22 protein-coding genes are annotated in these 18,613 nt (G+C 65.2%); 13 read left to right on the top strand and 9 right to left on the bottom strand.

Going from position 1 to position 18,613, the window contains the following annotated elements; genetic code table 11:
- Together SCI24_RS11850 and SCI24_RS11845 are read left to right on the top strand one after the other, a co-directional pair.
- On the top strand, window positions 1-857 hold an 857-nt coding region (locus SCI24_RS11850; RefSeq protein WP_318725566.1), incomplete at its 5' end, for a pyridoxal-phosphate dependent enzyme.
- Between the two features lie 172 nt (window positions 858-1,029).
- A complete protein-coding gene (locus tag SCI24_RS11845) occupies window positions 1,030-1,980 on the top strand; it encodes a cyclodeaminase (RefSeq protein ID WP_318725565.1) in 951 nt (316 codons plus the stop codon).
- A gap of 108 nt (window positions 1,981-2,088) precedes the next feature.
- Here SCI24_RS11845 and SCI24_RS11840 read toward each other — a convergent pair whose 3' ends face one another.
- Window positions 2,089-3,441, bottom strand: a complete 1,353-nt coding sequence (locus tag SCI24_RS11840; protein ID WP_318725564.1) for a TrkH family potassium uptake protein — start codon at window positions 3,439-3,441, stop codon at window positions 2,089-2,091.
- Window positions 3,442-3,702: 261 nt separating this feature from the next.
- Between SCI24_RS11840 and SCI24_RS11835 the strand changes: the two genes are divergently transcribed.
- Window positions 3,703-4,386 (top strand): haloacid dehalogenase type II, encoded by a 684-nt coding sequence (locus SCI24_RS11835; protein WP_318725563.1) that lies wholly within the window; start codon window positions 3,703-3,705, stop codon window positions 4,384-4,386.
- A 71-nt stretch (window positions 4,387-4,457) separates the two neighbouring features.
- Here the strand turns inward: SCI24_RS11835 and SCI24_RS11830 are convergent, their stop codons facing one another.
- From SCI24_RS11830 to SCI24_RS11820, 3 genes are all read right to left on the bottom strand, one after another.
- Window positions 4,458-5,417 carry a sulfurtransferase gene (locus tag SCI24_RS11830; RefSeq protein ID WP_318725562.1) on the bottom strand — a complete coding sequence of 320 codons (960 nt, stop codon included), beginning with the start codon at window positions 5,415-5,417 and terminating at the stop codon, window positions 4,458-4,460.
- A 153-nt stretch (window positions 5,418-5,570) separates the two neighbouring features.
- Window positions 5,571-6,140 (bottom strand): carboxymuconolactone decarboxylase family protein, encoded by a 570-nt coding sequence (locus tag SCI24_RS11825; protein ID WP_318725561.1) that lies wholly within the window; start codon window positions 6,138-6,140, stop codon window positions 5,571-5,573.
- 86 nt (window positions 6,141-6,226) lie between these two features.
- Window positions 6,227-6,817 carry a TetR/AcrR family transcriptional regulator gene (locus SCI24_RS11820; RefSeq protein ID WP_318725560.1) on the bottom strand — a complete coding sequence of 197 codons (591 nt, stop codon included), beginning with the start codon at window positions 6,815-6,817 and terminating at the stop codon, window positions 6,227-6,229.
- 157 nt (window positions 6,818-6,974) lie between these two features.
- Between SCI24_RS11820 and SCI24_RS11815 the strand changes: the two genes are divergently transcribed.
- From SCI24_RS11815 to SCI24_RS11795, 5 genes are all read left to right on the top strand, one after another.
- Window positions 6,975-9,371, top strand: a complete 2,397-nt coding sequence (locus SCI24_RS11815; protein WP_318725559.1) for a PqqD family peptide modification chaperone — start codon at window positions 6,975-6,977, stop codon at window positions 9,369-9,371.
- Window positions 9,372-9,498: 127 nt separating this feature from the next.
- The gene (locus SCI24_RS11810; protein WP_318725558.1) at window positions 9,499-9,774 is read left to right on the top strand and encodes a hypothetical protein; all 276 of its coding nucleotides are present in this window, start codon (window positions 9,499-9,501) and stop codon (window positions 9,772-9,774) included.
- A 125-nt stretch (window positions 9,775-9,899) separates the two neighbouring features.
- The gene (locus SCI24_RS11805; RefSeq protein ID WP_318725557.1) at window positions 9,900-10,475 is read left to right on the top strand and encodes a DinB family protein; all 576 of its coding nucleotides are present in this window, start codon (window positions 9,900-9,902) and stop codon (window positions 10,473-10,475) included.
- Window positions 10,475-10,960 carry a DUF302 domain-containing protein gene (locus SCI24_RS11800; RefSeq protein ID WP_318725556.1) on the top strand — a complete coding sequence of 162 codons (486 nt, stop codon included), beginning with the start codon at window positions 10,475-10,477 and terminating at the stop codon, window positions 10,958-10,960. The genes SCI24_RS11805 and SCI24_RS11800 overlap by 1 nt, the downstream gene beginning before the upstream one ends.
- A gap of 296 nt (window positions 10,961-11,256) precedes the next feature.
- On the top strand, window positions 11,257-11,709 hold the full coding sequence (locus SCI24_RS11795) for a DoxX family protein (RefSeq protein ID WP_318725555.1): 453 nt from the start codon (window positions 11,257-11,259) through the stop codon (window positions 11,707-11,709).
- 44 nt (window positions 11,710-11,753) lie between these two features.
- Here the strand turns inward: SCI24_RS11795 and SCI24_RS11790 are convergent, their stop codons facing one another.
- Entirely contained in the window at window positions 11,754-12,419 is a 666-nt protein-coding gene (locus SCI24_RS11790; protein ID WP_318725554.1) for a DUF3047 domain-containing protein, read from the bottom strand.
- Window positions 12,420-12,717: 298 nt separating this feature from the next.
- Here SCI24_RS11790 and SCI24_RS11785 point away from each other — a divergent pair, with 298 nt between their 5' ends.
- Window positions 12,718-12,975 (top strand): hypothetical protein, encoded by a 258-nt coding sequence (locus SCI24_RS11785; RefSeq protein WP_318725553.1) that lies wholly within the window; start codon window positions 12,718-12,720, stop codon window positions 12,973-12,975.
- A 114-nt stretch (window positions 12,976-13,089) separates the two neighbouring features.
- Window positions 13,090-13,548 (top strand): DUF302 domain-containing protein, encoded by a 459-nt coding sequence (locus tag SCI24_RS11780; protein ID WP_318725552.1) that lies wholly within the window; start codon window positions 13,090-13,092, stop codon window positions 13,546-13,548.
- A 29-nt stretch (window positions 13,549-13,577) separates the two neighbouring features.
- Here the strand turns inward: SCI24_RS11780 and SCI24_RS11775 are convergent, their stop codons facing one another.
- The 4 genes from SCI24_RS11775 to SCI24_RS11760 all read right to left on the bottom strand — a co-directional run bounded on the left by SCI24_RS11775 (window position 13,578) and on the right by SCI24_RS11760 (window position 16,057).
- Window positions 13,578-13,781 carry a zf-HC2 domain-containing protein gene (locus SCI24_RS11775; RefSeq protein WP_133636492.1) on the bottom strand — a complete coding sequence of 68 codons (204 nt, stop codon included), beginning with the start codon at window positions 13,779-13,781 and terminating at the stop codon, window positions 13,578-13,580.
- Window positions 13,778-14,356, bottom strand: a complete 579-nt coding sequence (locus SCI24_RS11770; RefSeq protein WP_318725551.1) for a sigma-70 family RNA polymerase sigma factor — start codon at window positions 14,354-14,356, stop codon at window positions 13,778-13,780. Before SCI24_RS11770 ends, SCI24_RS11775 begins: the two co-directional genes overlap by 4 nt.
- Window positions 14,357-14,727: 371 nt before the next feature.
- On the bottom strand, window positions 14,728-15,399 hold the full coding sequence (locus tag SCI24_RS11765; RefSeq protein ID WP_318725550.1) for a TIGR04282 family arsenosugar biosynthesis glycosyltransferase: 672 nt from the start codon (window positions 15,397-15,399) through the stop codon (window positions 14,728-14,730).
- A complete protein-coding gene (locus SCI24_RS11760) occupies window positions 15,365-16,057 on the bottom strand; it encodes a TIGR04283 family arsenosugar biosynthesis glycosyltransferase (protein WP_318725549.1) in 693 nt (230 codons plus the stop codon). Before SCI24_RS11760 ends, SCI24_RS11765 begins: the two co-directional genes overlap by 35 nt.
- 190 nt (window positions 16,058-16,247) lie before the next feature.
- On the opposite strand from SCI24_RS11760, the gene SCI24_RS11755 reads away from it, so the two are divergent.
- From SCI24_RS11755 to SCI24_RS11745, 3 genes are read left to right on the top strand one after another with little or no spacing between them, the layout of a single operon-like run.
- Window positions 16,248-17,291, top strand: coding sequence for a DUF3179 domain-containing protein (locus tag SCI24_RS11755; protein ID WP_318725548.1), 1,044 nt, complete (start codon window positions 16,248-16,250; stop codon window positions 17,289-17,291).
- Window positions 17,288-17,839 carry a hypothetical protein gene (locus SCI24_RS11750; protein WP_318725547.1) on the top strand — a complete coding sequence of 184 codons (552 nt, stop codon included), beginning with the start codon at window positions 17,288-17,290 and terminating at the stop codon, window positions 17,837-17,839. Before SCI24_RS11755 ends, SCI24_RS11750 begins: the two co-directional genes overlap by 4 nt.
- A gap of 20 nt (window positions 17,840-17,859) precedes the next feature.
- Window positions 17,860-18,594 carry a lipo-like protein gene (locus tag SCI24_RS11745; protein ID WP_318725546.1) on the top strand — a complete coding sequence of 245 codons (735 nt, stop codon included), beginning with the start codon at window positions 17,860-17,862 and terminating at the stop codon, window positions 18,592-18,594.
- Window positions 18,595-18,613 lie beyond the last annotated feature (19 nt).

The raw sequence follows: 18,613 nt of genomic DNA, 5'->3' as shown, positions 1-18,613 counted from the left end.
AGACCTGCCAGCCCACCGGCGCCTTCAAGCTGCGGGGCGCGGTCAACATGCTTGCCGCCTTGATCGAGGGCCGCGGCCGCGAGGCACTGGCGGCCGGGGTGGTGACGGCCTCCACCGGCAATCACGGCCGCGCGGTGGCCCACGCCGCCGCGCGGCTGGGTGTGCCGGCGGTGGTCTGCCTGTCGCGGCTGGTGCCGGCCAACAAGGCTGCCGCCATCGAGGCGCTGGGCGCCGAGGCGAGGCGCGTCGGCGCCAGCCAGGACGAGGCGTTCTCCGAGGTCGAGCGACTGGTGAACGAACGCGGCATGACCCTGATCCCGCCCTTCGACGACCCGCGGGTCGTGGCCGGGCAGGGCACCATCGGCCTCGAGCTGATGGAGGAGTGCCCGGACCTGGACCGGGTCATCGTCGGGCTCTCCGGCGGCGGCCTGCTGGGCGGCATCGGCGCGGCCGTGAAGGCGATTCGCCCCGCCTGCCGGGTCACCGGGGTTAGCCTGTCCCGTGGCGCGGCCATGTGGGAGAGCCTCAAGGCCGGTCATCCGGTGGCGGTGGAGGAGGTCGAGAGCCTGGGCGACTCCCTGGGTGGCGGCATCGGGCGCGACAACCGCTGCACCCTCCGTCTGGTGCGCGAGGTGATGGACGACCATTTACAGGTCTCCGAGCGCGCCATCGCCGCGGCCATGGTCGAACTCCTCGAGGAGGAGAAGCGCCTGGTGGAGGGCGCCGCCGCCGTGGGGCTGGCGGCCATCGAGGAGCATGGCCTGGACGTGCGAGGCCAGCGCGTGGCGCTGATCCTCTCCGGCAATGCGGTCTCGCTCTCGACCCTTGATCGGGCGCGGGCCCTGGCGGGACGATAAACGCCCTTCGGGCAGCGACAAGCGCCAAGGAGCAAGCTACAAGGAACCCCCTTGTCGCATGTTTCGGAGACCTCTCACAATGGCTTGCGGCTTAGCCGCTTGCCGCCCACCCTTTTCCACTTGTTACTTACTACTCTTTCCTGGTCCTCGTCCCATTCTTCCGGAGGTCCCTATGCAACTCTACCATCGCGATGCCATCGAAGGGGCCGTCGGCATCGACCAGGCGGCACTCTCCGCCGTGGAGGCGGGTTTCGCCGCCCTGGGGCGTGGCGAGGTCGTGCAGCCGCCGATCCTCTCCATGGCCATCGAGGAGGCCAACGGCGAGGTGGACGTCAAGACGGCCCATGTCCGCGGCGCCGAGCGCTTCGCCATCAAGGTCAGCCCCGGCTTCTTCGACAACCCGGCGCTGGGGTTGCCGAGCCTCAACGGCCTGATGCTGGTCCTCTCGGCCAGGACCGGGCGGGTGGAGGCCGTGCTCTTCGACGAGGGGTATCTCACCCAGGTGCGCACGGCACTGGCCGGCGCCATCGCCGCCAGGCACCTGTCGCGGGAGACCAGCCGCCGGGTGACGGTACTCGGCGCCGGGGAGCAGGCCGAGTGCCAGGTGCAGGCGCTGCGCCTGGTGCGCGACCTCGATACCCTGGACGTCTGGGCCCGCCGACGGGAAGGGGCGGAGACCTATGCCGAGCGGATGCGCGCCGCGGGGCTGACGGTGAACGTCCACGACGACATCGCCGAGGCCTGTGCCGCCGCGGACATCATCGTCACCGCCACCCCGTCACGCATGCCGCTGCTGCATGCCCGGGACCTGCCCGCGGGCGTGCATGTCACCGCCATGGGCTCGGACAGTCCGGAGAAGCGCGAGCTGGATGCCTCGGTGTTGACCCGCGCCGACGCCTTCGTCTGCGATACTCGGGCCCAGAGCGAGGGCAACGGTGAGCTCAAGGTCTTCGAGGGCGGGGAAGTGCCCTTCAAGGTCCACGAGCTGGGTCGGGTGATCGCCGAGAGGCAGCGCCTGCGCCTGACGGACGACACGCTGACGGTGTGCGACCTTACCGGCACCGGCGTCCAGGATACCGCCATCGCCAGCTATGCCTTGTCGCGGCTGGCGGGAGACGGATAGGCCGGCCGGGTTCTGGACCGCTTGTCGTGCATGGCAGGATAACTGTTTGACGCCGCGCCATCAGAGCCTGTCAACCGTCGCTGATGAAGGCGCGTCAGGACCACGATCCTAGCCAATCTGCAGCTCCTCCTTCATCGAGTCCCGTGAGGAAGCAAAAGCAGAGCCGACCAGGTAGGCCACCGTCAGCGGACACACGCGACCCACGAACATCATGACCATGATGATGAGCTGTCCCTCGCCGGAAAGCTCCGTCGTCAGGCCCCGAGTGAGGCCAACCGTGCCAAGTGCGGAGGTGGCTTCAAATGCCACCGTCAGCAGATCGGCGTTTTCGGTGATGGACAGGGCCAGGGTGCCCAGGAAGATGCCCAGGATGGCCATCACCGTGACGGCAAGCGCCTTGAGCAGGGTAGTGGTGTCAATGGCTTGGGAAAACAGCGTCGGTTGGCTTCGCTGCCGGAGATAGGCCCAGGTGGCGGCGAGCAGGACAAACAGGGTGGCCACCTTGATGCCGCTCCCAGTGCCGTTGGCGCCGGCACCGACGAACATCAGCAGCATCAGCACGAGGCTGGTAGGCTGGGTGAGGCTGCCGATGTCGAGGCTGTTGAACCCTGCGGTTCGCGGGGTCGTGGCCTGTAGCCAGGATGCCCAGAGTTGATCGGACAGCGCAGGAAGTGCTGCCAGTGTGGCTGGATTGTTGGATTCCAGCACGTAGATCAGGGCGGTGCCCACGAGACTCAACACCAGAGTGCCTGAGAGTACGACCTTGACGTTGATATCCAACTGCCGGTTGAAGCGATAATCGAGTATTCCCACGATCACGATGAAGCCCAGCCCTCCGATGAGGTAGAGAGCGGGAATCACCGTATTGATGACCGGATTTCCGGTATAGGCCATCAGGCTGTCAGAAGACAGTGTGAAACCGGCATTGTTGAACGCGGAGACAGTGTGGAACAGGGACCACCAGAGTCCCTTGGCCCAGCCATGCTCAGGCACCCATACCAGTGCCAGGGGGATCAGCGCGAGACCCTCTATTACCAGTGCCAGCTTGACCACTTCCCTGGCAGTGCGGAAGACGTCCCGAGGGTGGGTGGCGTCATAGGGACTGCTGGCGACCAGGTAATGCCGGCCCTTGATACGTCCACCCAGAGACAGCAAGGCCACCACGGCAAATGTCATGAGCCCCAGTCCCCCCGCCTGCATCAGGAGGAGAATGACGACCTCGCCCCAGGTCGTGAAGGTGGCGTTGGTGTCGGTGACCACCAGGCCAGTAACGGTTACCGCCGAGGTGGCGGTAAAGAGAGCCTCGCGCCATGCAATGGGTGTGCTTGTGGAAAAAGGGAGCTTGAGCAATGCCGTTCCGGCAAGGATCAACACCATGAAGCCAGCGGCAAGCAAGAATGGAGGACTGATGCGCCACGCGCGCTGCAGCCGCCGGGGAAGGTGCTCTCGGCGATGGTCCATGGACGCGGTCCCCCGTGATGATCACTGTCCAGTGGATGAACGGAACAGAACCCCGGAAGCAGGTGAACGCAGCATAGGAGGCGAGGGCAGCAACCGCCACCGGTTTGGCAGTGACCGGCCCCGCCTCCACCAACTACTTGACTGCCATCTCCTGGTGGGCGGCCGTTCTGGCAAGAGGGCTGGGCATGCCTCTCTTGAGTCTGCATCCACCAGACGTCATGCTGCTGGCATCTGACTAGTTTGTTCCAAGGAGCTTAGAGGATGGCAACAGTACTGGCCTTCGATGTCTACGGAACCCTGATCGACACCCATGGCGTGGTCGCGGAACTCGAGCAACGCCTCGCCGGGCAGGACCGTTCGGACCTGGCCCCGGAGTTCTCGCGGCGCTGGCGCGACAAGCAGCTGGAGTACAGCTTCCGCCGCGGGCTGATGGGGGCCTACGTGGATTTTTCCCACTGCACGCGCGAGGCGCTGGAGTTCACCGACCGCGCCCTGCAGACGCGCTTCTCGGAGACCGACAAGGACCACCTGATGGGCGTCTACGCCCGGCTGCCGGCCTTTCCCGAGGCCTCGGCAGCCCTGGACCGCCTCGCCGAGGCGGGGGTGCGCTGCGTGGCCTTCTCCAACGGCAGCCGTGAGGCGGTCGAGGGGCTGCTGACCCAGGCCGGGATCCGCGCGCGCTTCGAGACGGTGGTCAGCGTCGATGAGGTCAAGCGCTTCAAGCCCGATCCGGCGGTCTATGCCCATCTGCGCTACCGGCTGGAGAGCGAGCCCGGCGACACCTGGCTGATCTCCAGCAATCCCTTCGACGTCATCGGTGCCCGTCATGCCGGCCTGCATGCCGCCTGGGTGCGCCGTATTCCCGATGCGCCCTTCGACCCCTGGGGCATCGAGCCAGACATCACGGTTTCCGACCTCGATGCCCTCGCCGAACGGCTGAGCTAGGCTAGCAACGACAAGACGACGCCCAGCGGTCGGGCCGCGGGGCGTCGTGGTAGGAGCTTCAGGAGGAAAGACTACTCGGCCAGCTCGCCGACGCTGACGGTGCCCCGGTCGGCCAGCTGGACGGGACGGTCGTCGTCACGGGTCCAGGCGGCCATGGAGCCATCGTACATGGTGACGTTCTCCAGTCCGCCGATCTCGCTGAGCTGGAACCAGCCGCTGGCGGCCCAGTGGCCGGTGTTGCAGAACGCCACGGTGGGCGCCTCCTGGTCTAGGCCGAGTTCGTCGATGCGTGCCTTCAGCGAGTCCGGCTGCAGGTAGTAGGTCCCGTCGCGCTCCTCGAAGCTGCCATCATGGGGCAGGTTCACCGAGCCGGGGATAGTGCCCGGCACGCGGGCGGCGGGTGACTGGGTCTCGCCCCTGTAGAAGGCCGGCGGCCGGGCATCCACCAGCGTCGTCTCGTTGGCGTCACGTGCCGCTTCCACCTCCTCGGTGGTGGCCAGCAGCTGCTCCTGCAGCGTGGCTGAGAAATCGACCGCCTCGGGGTCGCTCGCCGTGCCGCTGGCGACCTCGAAGCCCTGCTGCTCCCAGCCGGCGAAGCCGCCGTTGAGGATCGTCACCTCGTCGTGCCCCAGGGCCTTGAAGGTCCAGTAGATACGTGCGGCGCTGCCGAAGTCGGTGGGTCCGGTGCCGGCGGAGACCACGACCACGGTGTCATCGTTGTCGATGCCCAGGCCGCCGATGAGTTCCTCGAGGTCATCCACCGCGGGCATCAGGCCGGCGACCCCGTCGCGGTCCTCGCGCCAGCCGGCATCGGTATAGCTGCTGTAGCGACTGCCGGGGATGCGAGCCGCCTCGAAGCTCGCCCGGTCGCCGCCGTCATCGATGGCGGAGCGGACGTCCAGCACCACCAGGTCGTCGCTGCCAAGCTTGCTATCGAGCCAGGCGGCGTCGACCAGCGGAGCGGGGTGCAGGGCATGGGCCGGGCCGGCCAGGACCAGGGTGCCGGCGGCCAGTAGCAGGGTACGTTTCATGGGGCATCCTCCTTCATCAGGGATGACACGATGCTAGGCGTGCCCTCCCGGCAGGGCAATCTGGCGGCAAGAACCCTTTCTGACGAAATTATTCCATTAATGAATAAAAAAACGGCGCCGTTATCTCCGGCGCCGGTGTGAGAGGGAATATGCTCAGCCCTTCCAGGCATGGCCGGCGAAGGCCTCGTCGAGTTCCGGGTGGTTGACGTGGTTGGAGTAGTTGGAGAGCGTCTTGACCGCCAGGGCCAACACGATCTGCAGCACCTGCTGCTCCTCGAAGCCGGCATCCAGGAACGCCTTGACGTCCGCCTCGCCGGGCATGCCCCGGGTCTCGAACATCACCTTGGTGAACTCGGCGAGGGCCGCCAGCCGCTCGTCCGGAATCGGCTGGCCGTTGCGGATCGCTTCCAGCACGTCGGCAGGGACCTGGGACATCTTGTCGGCCAGCATGCTGTGGGCGGACATGCAGTAGCCGCAGCCGTTGAGGCGGCTGATGGTCAGGAAGACCACCTCCTGCTCGGGCGGCGCGAAGCCTGAATCATTGCGGAACAGCTCATAGCCGTGCAGGTAGGTGCTCAGCACGCCCGGTGCCTTGGCCATGCCCTCATACATGTTGGGCACGAAGCCCAGCTTGGCGTTGGCCTGCTCGAGCAGCGGCTTCGCCTTGGCATCGGCGTTGTCGAGGGTCTGGGGAGGAAGTTGCATCTGATAGTCGGCGGACATGGTGTGTGCCTCCTTCGTGGTCGTGGGTACTGCCATTGCGCCATTTATGGATTGATCGTTCCATAAATGGCGAGAAAAAGTCTTCATCAGCGTCGCAGGCCGTCCAGGAGAAGCTCTACCGCTTGCTCGGCCTGCCCGGCATCTGTCCCGCTCTTCAACAGGGTCCTGAGGCCGGCCATGCCCATCGTCAGGTAGCTGGCCAGGGCTGCTGCATCCCGTTCCGGGGCGATGTCGCCCTCCGCCTGGGCCCGCGTCACTGCCTGGTGGAACAGTGCCGTGATGGCGGCGATGCTCTGGCGGGCATGCTGCGAGGGCAGGCCATCCTGCTGGCCGAGCTCGCTGGCGGAGTTGAAGATCAGACACCCCAGGGCGGCGCGGTCGCTGCCCGTCTCCTGTGCCGTCTCGCGAAACAGCATCTCGAGGAAGGCCATGGCCGAGGGCGCTGCCTCCAGTCTACGCTCCAGACGTCCCACCAGCGATTCGCGATAGCGCCTCAGGACCTCGAGGAACAGCTGCTCCTTGTTGCCGAAGGCCTGATAGAGGCTGCTGCGCGAGAGGCACATGGCCCCGAGCAGCTCCCGGGTCGAGGCGCTCTCGTAGCCTCGTGCCCAGAAGACCTGCATGGCGGCGTTGGCAGCCTCGTCCGGGCTGAATGCGATGGGGCGTCCTCGTGTCATGTCGGCCAATTTAGTACCGATCGTTCCATAATTCAAGGGGCGACAGATCATGCTCCACTTGCTATCGCTGTAAGGAGCGAGTCGCGGCGTCGACAGAGCAACCAGATACCATGATCGACATCACGACGATCCCCAAGGCGATCAGGAGATCCCGAGCATGACGGAGCAGCATTCGCCGACAAGGCGCTTCTGGCTGGGCGGCAAGCGCGCTGCCGAGCAGGACCGGTTCTTCCGTGAGGCCCTGGAGCCCCTGGGCTGGCAGCTCGGCGACGAGCACGACTGGGATGCCTGCTGGATCACCGGCATGCCGGATGCCGCGCAGTTCCGGCGGGTCTCGCCGACGCGCAAGATGAACCACTTCCCGGGCAATGCGGCGCTCACCGTCAAGAGCCGGCTCCATGAGAGCCTCGCCACCCTTCGCGAGCGCATCCGGGAGAGCCATGGGGCCGACCACGAACTTGCCCGGCGGCTGGCGTTCTTTCCCCGAGCCTACGTGATGCCCGGTGACTACCACGCGCTGCAGGAGGCCGCCCAGGCTGACCCGAGCCGGCGCTGGATCCTCAAGCCCACCAATGCCTCCAAGGGCAAGGGGGTGCGGGTGCTGAAGGATGTCGCCGAGGCGCCCCTCGCGCAGGACTGGCTGGTCCAGGAGTATGTGGCCAATCCCCATACCATCCGCGGCCACAAGTATGTCCTGAGACTCTACGTGCTGATCACTTCGCTGGAGCCGCTGCGCGTCTATCTCTACCGCCAGGGCTTCGCCAAGCTGGCCTCCGAGCCCTGGGATCCCGAGGATGCCGACAATCCCTATAGCCAGCTGACCAACCCGGACATCAACGCCCTGAACAGCCGTGCCGAGGTGCCGGTGGAGTTTATCGACCTCGATCGCTACCGGGCCTGGTTGAGAGATCAGGGGCACGACGACGAGGCCCTCTTCGCGCGCATCGAGGACCTGGTGGCCCTGACCGCGATCTCCGCCGTGGATGCCATGCGACGCCGCACGGCCGAGGCCGGTGCCGACCCGCGCGGCTGCTACGAGCTGCTGGGACTCGACTGCCTGGTGGACGACACCCTCAAGCCGTGGATCCTGGAGTGCAACCTCAGCCCGTCGCTGGGCATCTGTGCCGCCCCGGAGACGGGAGGGCGCGTCGAGGAAGCCGTCAAGGGCGGGCTGGTGCATGACATGGTAGCGCTGGTCGATCTCCCCGGAGGGGCCCTGACCGAGGCCGGCACTGCCGCTCAGGAACCGGACGTCACCGCGCGGCTGGTCGCCGAGGCCGAGGCCGAGCAGGTTCGCGCCGGCGGCTTCCTGCGGCTGTTGCCGGCCGCCGAGCCCGAGCGCTACCTGCCCTATTTCACCTTGCCCACCCGGGCCGACCTGCGGCTGGCCGAGGCCCTGACGGGGCGTACCCTTCCGCCCCTGCGGCTGCAGCGGCGCCACGTGGCTGAACTGGTCGACGAGGAGCGTCTCGCCCTCTATGACACGCGCAGCGGTCACTACTACCGGCCCAACGACACGGCGGCCCTGACCTGGCTGCTGGCGACCGAGGGGCTGGACCCCGATGCCATCGCCGATGAACTGGCGCGGGCCACCACCGAGGCGGGGGCACCGGCACCGATCTCGGCGCTGCGGCGCGATGTGTGGAACACCCTGCATGACTGGTGCCGTGCCGGCCTGCTTCGCCAGCAGGGTGATGCGCCGGCAGCGTCGCCGGAAGCGGACGAGATCCATGACGAGGCAACGCCAGTGTCGTCGTCGGGGCGGGCCATGAGGCTCAGCCTGGACGGCCGCCACTGGGCCCTGGACGTGGCCAGCGGCCCCGCCATGGCGCGGTTGGTGACATGGTTCGGCGAGCGGCTCTCGCCGCTTGACGCCGAGGCGGCGAGCCGGCTGCCGCGGCTGGCGGTACTGCACGAGTCAGGCGGCTATGCCCTGGCCACCGATGACCAACTGCTGGCATCGCGGCTGACGCTGGCACAATTGGGCCCGGTATTGACGGCGCACCTGGTTCGCCAGGCCGCGATGCCCGGCCGACCGGTGATCGACGCGGCCCTGCTGATCACGCCACAGGGCAATGGTGTGCTCTGCCTGCTCCCCGACGAGGAGGAGAGCCGCCTCCTGCTGATGCGGCTGATGGAGGCCTCTGGTGGCGTGCTTACCCGCGGCGTACGCCTGGACCTCTCGGATCCGGCCATTGCCGAACCCCTGGACTTTCCGCTGCGGGGTGTCGCCGGCATGTCCTCGAGCGGGTTGCCCGACAGCGTGGCCCTTCGTGGCGTGCTGCTGCCAGCCGAGGCATCTGCCGACCAGGCCCTCGCCCCGGTCGCCATGCTGGAGGCGCTTGGCGCCTTGCTGCCGAATTGCCTGACCGTTGATGGCCAGGCGCTGGATGCCCAGAGCGTGACGGTTCTGGGAGACTGGCTCTCCACCCTGGCCTTGTGCGCAATGAGGACGGGCACAGAGGCGCCGGATGCCGCGTCACTGGCCGAATGGCTGGTCACGCGGGCGGACCCTGCCCCCTCGGTCAATCGTCCTGCCATGGCGAGAGGATGACCGAGGCACGAGCATACGGTGATGCCCTCGGCATCGCCGATGAAGACGTCGGCCACCACCTAGCCGGCGTCACAGCAAGACGACATGCCTGGCATGTCGCCCACCCTGTATCAAGGAGGTCATGATCATGACACTGCAAGACGAGAAGCGTCGTAGCCTGCTGAGTCGCCTCAGCCGTCAGCTGGGCTACACGGCACCGGCACTTGCCCTGGTCGCCAGCGGAGCTGCATTCCAGGCCGTGGCCGGCGAGACGTCCACTGAGCTGAGCTATACCAATGGCCAGGAGGCTCCCCTGATGCTTGCCGAGGCCCACGCCGAGGGTGGTGCCGAGGCCGAAGGTGAGGCTGAAGGTGAAGCAGAAGGCGAGGGTGAAGCCGAAGGCGAGGGCGAAGGGGAGGGTTGAGCCCTTCCTTCCTCACCAGCGGGAGACCAGGCCCGTCACCACGGTGGCGGCCTGGCTTTTCCCCTCTGCCGCCTTACGGCGATCCCCCTGACGTAACCCAAAGTGGAACCCACAGGACATCCGTCATGACATCACGTCTCTCCCGGCCGTCTCCCGACACCGCGCGTCTCGTCGAGGAGAACCTGCTGACCCTTGCCCAGCTGAGAAGCCTGGTCGCGGGCCTTGCCCCCGAGCGCTACCGGCAGGCATTCGGCGAGCACGGGCGCCACACCCTGGGCAAGCATGTGCGTCACATCATCGATCATTACGATGCCCTCCTCGAGGGGCTCGACCGAGGAGAGGAGGTCATCGACTACGAACAGCGCCGACGCGACGAGGCCCTCGAGCAATGGCCGCAGCAAGCGGCGAGCCATCTGGCCGACATCGAATCAAGGCTGTCGGCGCTGGGTAGTGAGCCGTCGTCGGGCTCGCTGACTCTGGCCTATCCCCTGGACGACGAGGGGCTCTTCCTGGCGTCGAGCCTGAATCGCGAACTTGCCTTCCTGACCAGTCACAGCATTCACCACATGGCGATCATTGCCCTCCTGGCCGAGCAGTCGGGTATCCACCTGCCCGAGACCTTCGGGGTGCATCCCTCCACGCTTCGCCACTGGCAGCGGGCGCCAGAGGAGCCGGCGCCACTCTCGCGGAGGAGTGCCTGATGAAGCGCATGATACTGGCGACCTGGCTGCTGGTGCTGATCGTGGCGGCCCCCGTAGGTGCCGAACCCCGTTGGCCTGACCAGGGCTGGGAGGTCACGCCTACCTCGCTTGCCTACGACGACCTGCTGGAGGCCCTGCGGGAGGCGGTCGAGGCCGAGGGCATGTTCGTGGTTACCGAGGCAGGGCCCACCGAGGCCGCCGCGAACCGGGGGATCACCATCCCCGGCAACCGGGTCGTCGGTGTGTTTCGCAATGACTATGCGGTTCGGATCCTGAGACTGAGCGTCCCGGCGATGATCGAGGCCCCCATGCGCTTCTATGTCACCGAAAACGACGACGGCAGCGCCACGCTCTCCTGGAAGACGCCGACTCATCTTCTCGAACCCTACGTGGACTCGGCCGGAGAGGAACTGGAAACGGTGGGCCGCGAACTCGACACCCTCTTCGCTGCCATTGCCAAGCGTGCCACCGAGGAATCGGAGTGACTGCGTAGAGCGTCACCTCAGGCACTTGAGACGCTGACCCGTCGCAACCCCCCGTTTGGTCAGCTGCGGACGCTTCGCCGGGACGGTCATGCCGGCGTGTCGGCCATACCCTTCAGTGGTAATTGCGCCATCGCATTTTCATCTCCTGATCCCGAGCCAGGACGATCGAACGCTTGGCCGGGTCGGTCCGATTTCCTTTCGTAAGGACATGCCGGCCCCGGCGACTGAGTGGCGGCGTCTCACTGGCGTGTCATGTCAGGAACGTGGAATCCACCATGGAGCATCGAGGAGGAAAGATGACCAAGACGTTGAGCCTGCTGCTGTTGAGGATCTCGCTGGGCGGGTTGTTACTGATCTGGGGGGTGAACAAGATCGTCAATACCGACCACAGCCAGGCTATTGCCGACAACTTCTATTTCGGGTTTCTCTCGACCGAGGCGCTGCTGCCACTGGCAGGTATCGGCCAGATGCTGGTCGGACTGCTGGTGGTCATCGGCCTGGCACGCCGCTGGACCTACCCGCTGCAGCTGCTACTGAACGGTGCGTCGCTGGTGGCCGTCAGTGCCTCGGTCATTGATCCCTGGGGATGGTACCTGGAGGGTACCAATGCCTTGTTCTACCCCTCCCTGATCATCTTCGGCGCGAGTCTTGCGGTAATGGCCTTCCGGGAAGAGGATCGGCTCTCCCTGGATGCCGCCAGACAACGCCCTGGCCCGGTCAGCTGGGAGGCACGTCGTCGCTGTAGCTGATGAGTGGCGATACCCGGCCACCGGTCGGGTATCGCCGTACGAGTTCAAGGACAGTCGGGCGGTTCGGGACTCGCGGAAAATGCCAGATGCGTGAACCAGGCAGTGGCATCCACCCCGGCATTGTCGCCGTCGCTCATCAGGGCGAGGCCATCGATGCTGTCCGGGCGACTTCCGAAGAGTCGCTGATAGTCCTCGCGGACATCCCGCACTTCCGCCACCCATTCGCCTACGCGCGCCTCACCACTCTGCAGGGCCAGCAGCTGGGCGCGTGAGGTAAAGGCATTGGGCCAGTCCGATCCTGCTGGCTGGCTCGAGGCCCACACGTAGTTCACCGACTCGACCTGCCAGGGCAGCAGCCCCGTCTTGCGGGCCACATAGACCCTGGCCGGGTAATCGTCACCCGACTTTCGTGTTTCATCGAGACCCTCATGAATCCCCGATACCTGCCAGCACCAGTTCAGGTAGGGCGTCTCGCCAAGGTCGATCTCGCGTTCCAGGTATTTCGCCGAGGCCTGCTGCCGGGCGCTGGCCTGGAGAAGCCGAGTGCCTTGCCGCTCGATGACCCGGTACTCGGTCTCGCCCTCGAAGCTGCGTGTCGGCCAGGAGTGAATATCATCCGGCGAGAACGTCAGGTCATTTGCTGCGATGACTGGCCCTGCGGCCAGCGTCGTCAAGGTTAGCAGGCAGCGGGGAAAAAAGGGTCTGGTCATGGGGTGTATCACTCCATTTATATCAATTGCCCTGAGCCGGATCGAAGGTGTCGACAATGTCTCGTAACGTCATCGCGGCAAAAGGATTTCGTCATGTGATGAAGAGAAGGCGCAGTGTTGCCGTGATAGAGCCGGATCCATCTCCTCGTTACTTCATGAAGTGATAAGTTTCTTCCGATTTGCTTTCATGGATGTCGTCTCTTTTTTGGATGTATCGTAAGGATAATGGCCTCCATAACACCAAGTATCAAGACCTGATTGAAGGTCTTCTATCAATCGATAGTCACGAGGTGTAGTCATGAAAATTCGAATCGTAACATTGGCCATGATGGCCCTGATGCTGAGTGCTGGACCCCTGATGGCGATGGACTCCGACTATCAGGAGAAGCGACGTCAGACGTTGCACACAGAAAGCAAAAGCTCGGTAATGCAGGCGGAGAATTCTGTCGATCAGCGGCGCAACAGGGATGTGAGTCAACGTGGCGAAGGGCAGCATCGCCGGGTAAATGACGAATGGCAGCAGACGCGAGAAGCCCTGCGCTACTGGTGGAACTGATCCCTTTCCCTCGAGCGACCTACCCCGGACCTGATCCTTCAGGCCCGGGTTTCTTGCCTTGTGCCGGAGTCTTGGCCATCCTGAAAGGACATTCGCTGAAAGTGAGGAGATCCCATGCGCAAGATGCTGACCGGAACGGCCATGGCCATGTTCGTGGCTATACCCCTGGTGGTGCAGGCGGAAGAGCACGGGGTGATGCACTTGCAGTCGAGCGACAACATTGATCGTGTCGAAGAGCGGCTTCGTGAGGCCATCGAAGACAAGGGACTGACCCTGATGACCGTTGTCGATCACACTGCCAATGCGGAGGGCGTGGGGCTCTCGTTGCCAGCGACTCTTACCTTTATCTTCGGCAATCCGCAGGTAGGTACGCCGATGATGCAGTGTCAGGGAAGCATGGCGCTGGACCTGCCCCAGAAGATGGTGGTGCGGGAGACGGACGAGGGCGTCAGGCTGGAGTGGAATTCGCCACACTACCTGGCAGAGCGCCATTCCCTGGAGGAGTGCGACCTGCCTCTGGACAAGGTCGCCGATGTACTGGAGGGGGTGGCAAATGCTGCCGCAGGCCAGTGAGATCAAGGCTGTGAAGGATCGACGGGCCTTCAGTGCCCGTCATCGTCCTGCTCGGAGTCATGCTCCGGGCCGAATCGCCTGCCGGCCTCATGAAGCAGCGTGAACTGTCTGTCGCATTCTCGGCAGGCGCCGCACATGGAAAGGTGTAGCCTCAGGGAAACCCGTTCCTGAAAGGTGAGAGGGCGGTCCTGCTTGAGGGACATCAGGCGGGTCGCTTCCTTGCACATCATCATGCCGTTTCCTCCTTCAGCCAGCCCTTCTCGATGCAGGCCCTGAGTCGCAGCCGGGCGCGATGCAGTATCACCCAGCAGTTGTTCTCCTTGATGTCCAGCTCCCGGCAGATATCGTCGGTGGAGAGCCCCATCAGCTCGCGCAGGGAAAACACCCTGGCGGCGTTTTCCGGCAGGGCGATCATGCAGGCATCGAAGACCTGCCAGAAGTGCTCGGTCTCGAAGGCTGCCTCGGGCTCCCCCCAACTGGAAGGGCGAGCACTCTCCTGCCAGCGGCCATTCTGCTGGAATTGTCGGTCGATGGCGTCGTCATCGTCCTCATCCTCGAGAGGCTGCCATCGTCCATGACGCTTCTGTACGCGCATGGCATCGAGGATCTTGTACTTGAGGATGCCGAATACCCAGGTCTCGTAGCCGGATCGCCCGGCGAAGCTTTCATTCTTTTCGATGGCAGACATCATTGCCTCCTGCACGGCATCTTCGGCCTGGCTTCGATCACGCAAGTGCATGAGGGCGAAGGAGACCAGGCGTGGCCTGACGGTTGTAAGTCGTTGTAGCCTATCGTCTTTTTCGTTCATCTAGGAGACCCTCGTTCCCTGTGCCGATGCTTGGACCAGATTCAGGCAAAGTCTAGCAGCTGGTATCAGCCAGGGTACAGGGTCTCTCGAGTGAGTCGTTCAGGCCAGGATTTACTTACAGAATTCTCAAGGTTATCGACATGTGTCAGGGAGGAAATGCCATCAGGGGTCCTGCTGGTTTGCCATGGAATCCTGTTCCTAGTTTGATGAAGAGAGCAGGGTGTTTGGAAAGGAAAGTGCCCTTTTATTCCCTGGCTTATTGATGCGGTTTGGTGTACTTGTCAGGCAAGTCTCCCCGGTCTTCATGGGAGAAGAGAGGCGATATCCAGGCGCACTGCTACCGCGAAAGGGGGGGGCGGGGTGGGCCATCGTTATCGGTAACGGCCTCCCGGCACCGTGATCAGGTCGGAATGATCCGCGAGCCGATCAAGGTCCTCGGGCCTGTCCACATCCCAGACCCGGGCGGGGCAGGCTAGCTGCCAGCCCAGCTCATCGGCGCGGTCGCGCGTCTGTGCCATGACGCGGTCCGTGCCCCAGTCGATGACTGTGAAGAGGCGGCGGTCGGCTCGTCGGACCCCGACGAGCGCATAGCCGCCATCCTCGGCCGGCAGGAAGACGGCATCGGCGTGCGTCAGGGCAGCCTGGCAGCGCCGGAGCAGCGCCGGGGTGAGTGCCGGGCAGTCGTTGCCGATCAGCACTCCCGGTGCGTCCATGGCCTGCAGGGCCTGGTGCATGCGCTCCCCCAGGTCGCCTTCTGGCTGGGCGCGAAGCCTCAGGCCATGCCGATCGGCCAGTTCCCGGAACATGGGATGGGCATGATCCAGTGCCGTCCACAGGGTGATGCACTGCGGCGAGGTCGCTGCAAGGGCCGTCGCCACCGCATGGCGCAGCAGTCGCTCGTGCAGCCGGCAGGCGCCCTCGGCGCCCAGGGCTGGCATCAGGCGCGTCTTCACCTGTCCGGGAATCGGTGCCTTGGCCAGTATCGCCAGGGGAAAGGCCTCGTGAGCGTCAGCGGACATGGCGATACGCTTGGGCCAGGTCACCCGCCGTCACTCCTCGCCAGTAGCGCCAGCGCAATCGCCACATCAGGCGGATGGTGGGCCAGGCGCCCTGTTGGTCCCAGCGCCGGCCACTGCTGGTCACCTTCTCCGTCAAACAGGCGGGTGGCGATTGCCGCTTGAGTCGCCGTGACATCTCGATGTCTTCCATCAGCGGTTGGTCGGGAAAGCCGCCCGCGACGACAAAGGCCTCCCGGGTCATGAACAGGCCCTGGTCGCCGGTGGCGATGCCTGTCAGGCGGGAGCGCAGGTTCATGGCGCCGGCGATCACGGGCAGCAGCGGATGACGCCCTTCCAGACGTACATTGAAGCGCCCCCAGCAGTGTTCACTCGAGAGGGCCGAAGCAATCACTCGAACGGCGTCTCGCGGGAGTCGCGTATCGGCATGCAGGAACAGCAGGTGATGTCCGCGGGCCAAGCGTGCCCCGGCATTCATCTGCCGGGCTCGGCCAGGCGCTCGGACGATCACCGTTGATGCCAGGGGGCGTGCACGGGCCACCGTATCGTCGAGGCTACCCCCATCCACGACCAGTACCTCGACGCCGTCGGCCTCCCATGGCGTCAGTCGGGTCAGCAGTTCCTCGATGGTGGCCGCTTCATCCAGTGTCGGGATGATGATGCTGAGCCTCGGCGTTCCCGGCATGCCGATGGTCCTCCTGGTGCGCGGATTGATGCAGTGAAGCCTTGGGTCGGATCATCTGCCTCGACCTTACAGTATGGTGGTAGCGACCAGTCCTTCCTGTAAGGCGTCCTCCGACGATACGACTGAAACGCAGGGCCGCCGTTAGGCTGGTGGCGTTGGTCGATGAGTCCGCAGGGCGGAGGGGGGAGCGATGAAAGGGGCGCATAGTATCCTGGTGACACTGACCGCGTTACTGCTCTCCGCGTCACCGGCCGTGGCGGGGGTGCCCAGCGTCGACCCTCCCGAGGTCCCCGTGGCCCATACCCTCGAGGCCTTCCGCCAGGCGGTGCGTTCGGGTGGCCCGGGCAAGGATGGCATTCCCTCCATCGACCGGCCCCGCTTTCACTCGGCCGACGCCGCAGATGCGATGCTCGATGATCACGACAAGGTCGTCGGCCTCTATCTGGACGGCGAGGCGCGTGCCTATCCCCAGCGCATCCTCGTATGGCATGAGATCGTCAACGATGAGCTCCAGGGCAAGCCCGTCAGTATCACCTACTGCCCCCTGACGGGGACCGCACTGGGCTTTCATCGCGGGGATACCGAACTGGGCGTGTCCGGCCGGCTGGTGAACAGCAACCTGGTCATGTATGACCGCGCCACCGACAGCGAATGGCCTCAGATGCTCGGCGTGGCCATCGATGGCCCCCTGGCGGGACAGGGTCTCGAGGAGGTTCGGGTCATCTGGACCACCTGGGGGGCCTGGAAGGCTCGCTACCCCGAAACCCGCGCGCTCTCCCCCGAGACGGGGCATGTGCGCAACTATCGACGCGACCCCTACGGAAGCTATAACCCGATGAGCGGCTACTACCTGCCGGAGAGTTCCCGTCTTTTCCCGGTGATGGCGGAAAGCCAGCGCCTGCCGCCCAAGGCCGCCGTGCTCGGGTTTCGTACCGCGGCAGGCGCGGCTGCCGTGACCATGCCCGCCTTGCGTGACGAGGCAGTGGTCGATCTGGCCGTGGGGGGCTCCCACTATTCGGTGATCCACGATGCCGAGCTGGATACCGGCTGGGTCGTTCATAACCCGCGGCGTCGCGAGCTCCGTGTCGAGGACCTGCAGTTCGGTCCGCGGGGAGTGAGCGGCGGCGGCACTGAAGGTCTCACTGCCGTCAATGCCTTCGAGGCCATGTGGTTTGCCTGGAAGGCTTTCTATCCCGATACCCTGCTTTACCAGGGTGAGGAGCAGAGGCCATGACCCCCCTTCGCGCCCTGTGGCAGAGTCTGTGTCATTGGCCGCTGGGCCAGGGGCTGGTCGCGGCCGTGACACTGGGCTATGGCGGGCTCTATCTCTGGTTGACTGGAGATCTGGGCGGCGGGGGAGGCGGCGGCCTGCAGGCGACCTTCCCGGCCTGGGAGCGTGTCTGGGAGGCACGTGGACCCTTCCATTTCGAACCGGTCGGGCTGATCGAGGCCGGTCCCCTCGTATGGACCTTCAGCCCGGTCAATACCCTGGTGGCCTGGGGGCTGGGCCTGTTGTTGGGCACCAACCTGATACTGGCATGGAGGCTACGCCGGGTGTCTCGTGCCTGTGGGTGGCAAGCCTCGGGCAGCACCTTCCTGTCGAGCCTACCGGCCCTGTTGGCAGGAGGCGCCTGCTGCGCACCGCTGGTACTGATCTGGCTGGGCCTGCCGCTGGCCGGGGCCCTGGCATCGATAACCCCCTGGCTCATCCCGCTGGCAACACTGCTGCTGTTGGCGAGCCTCGCCTACCTGGCCATGGCCCTGGCGTCATCCATCTCCTGAATCGCCGGAGGGACCCCTCGATGTCCAACATGCTTGAGCGCTGCGGTCATGGACTCGGATGCTGGCTCTCCTGTCCCAGACCCTGGCTCAGTCCTCAGTTACCCGTCGACGAGGGCGTCCGGTCATGTCTCGAGCCCGGTGATGTCCTGCTGGTCGAGGGCTCCTCGCGAATCAGCACGGTGATCAAGTACCTGACGCAGTCCACCTGGTCCCATGCCGCCCTCTATGTCGGCGATAGTGGCTGTCCCGGGGCGGCCGCCTCGCCCCAGGGCGGCGGTTTTGTCGAGGCAGATCTGGCGGAGGGGGTGCGGGTGGTGGGGTTCGAGGAGTTCGAGGGCTATCCGCTGCGCATCTGTCGGCCGGTGGGCCTGGGGCGTCAGGACCTCGAGCGGTTGATCGCCTTTGCCTGCGGGCGCGTGGGTCACCGCTATGACCTTCGCAACATCCTCGACCTGGCCCGTTACCTGCTGCCCTTGCCCCCCGTGCCCACCCCCTGGCGACGACGCATGCTCGGGCTGGGCAGCGGGGATCCGACCCGGGCGATCTGTTCGACCCTGATCGCAGAGGCCTTCCAGTCGATTCGCTATCCGATTCTGCCGATCCCCATTGCGGGCGAGGCGAGGGTGTTCCAGCGCCGCCACCATACGCTGTTCACTCCGCGGGATTTCGATCTTTCCCCCTGGTTCGAGGTCATAAAGCCCGGCTTGGCAGGCGGCTTCGACCCCCACAAGCTGCACTGGCAGGAGCCGGCCTGAGCCCATCCTGGGGCAGGGA

Origin of the sequence: Halomonas sp. (assembly GCF_033549285.1) — a bacterium.
Taxonomy (GTDB): Bacteria; Pseudomonadota; Gammaproteobacteria; order Pseudomonadales; family Halomonadaceae; genus Halomonas.
The sequence above is the reverse complement of the archived record's forward strand: the minus strand, read 5'-3'. Positions and strand labels throughout refer to the sequence as shown.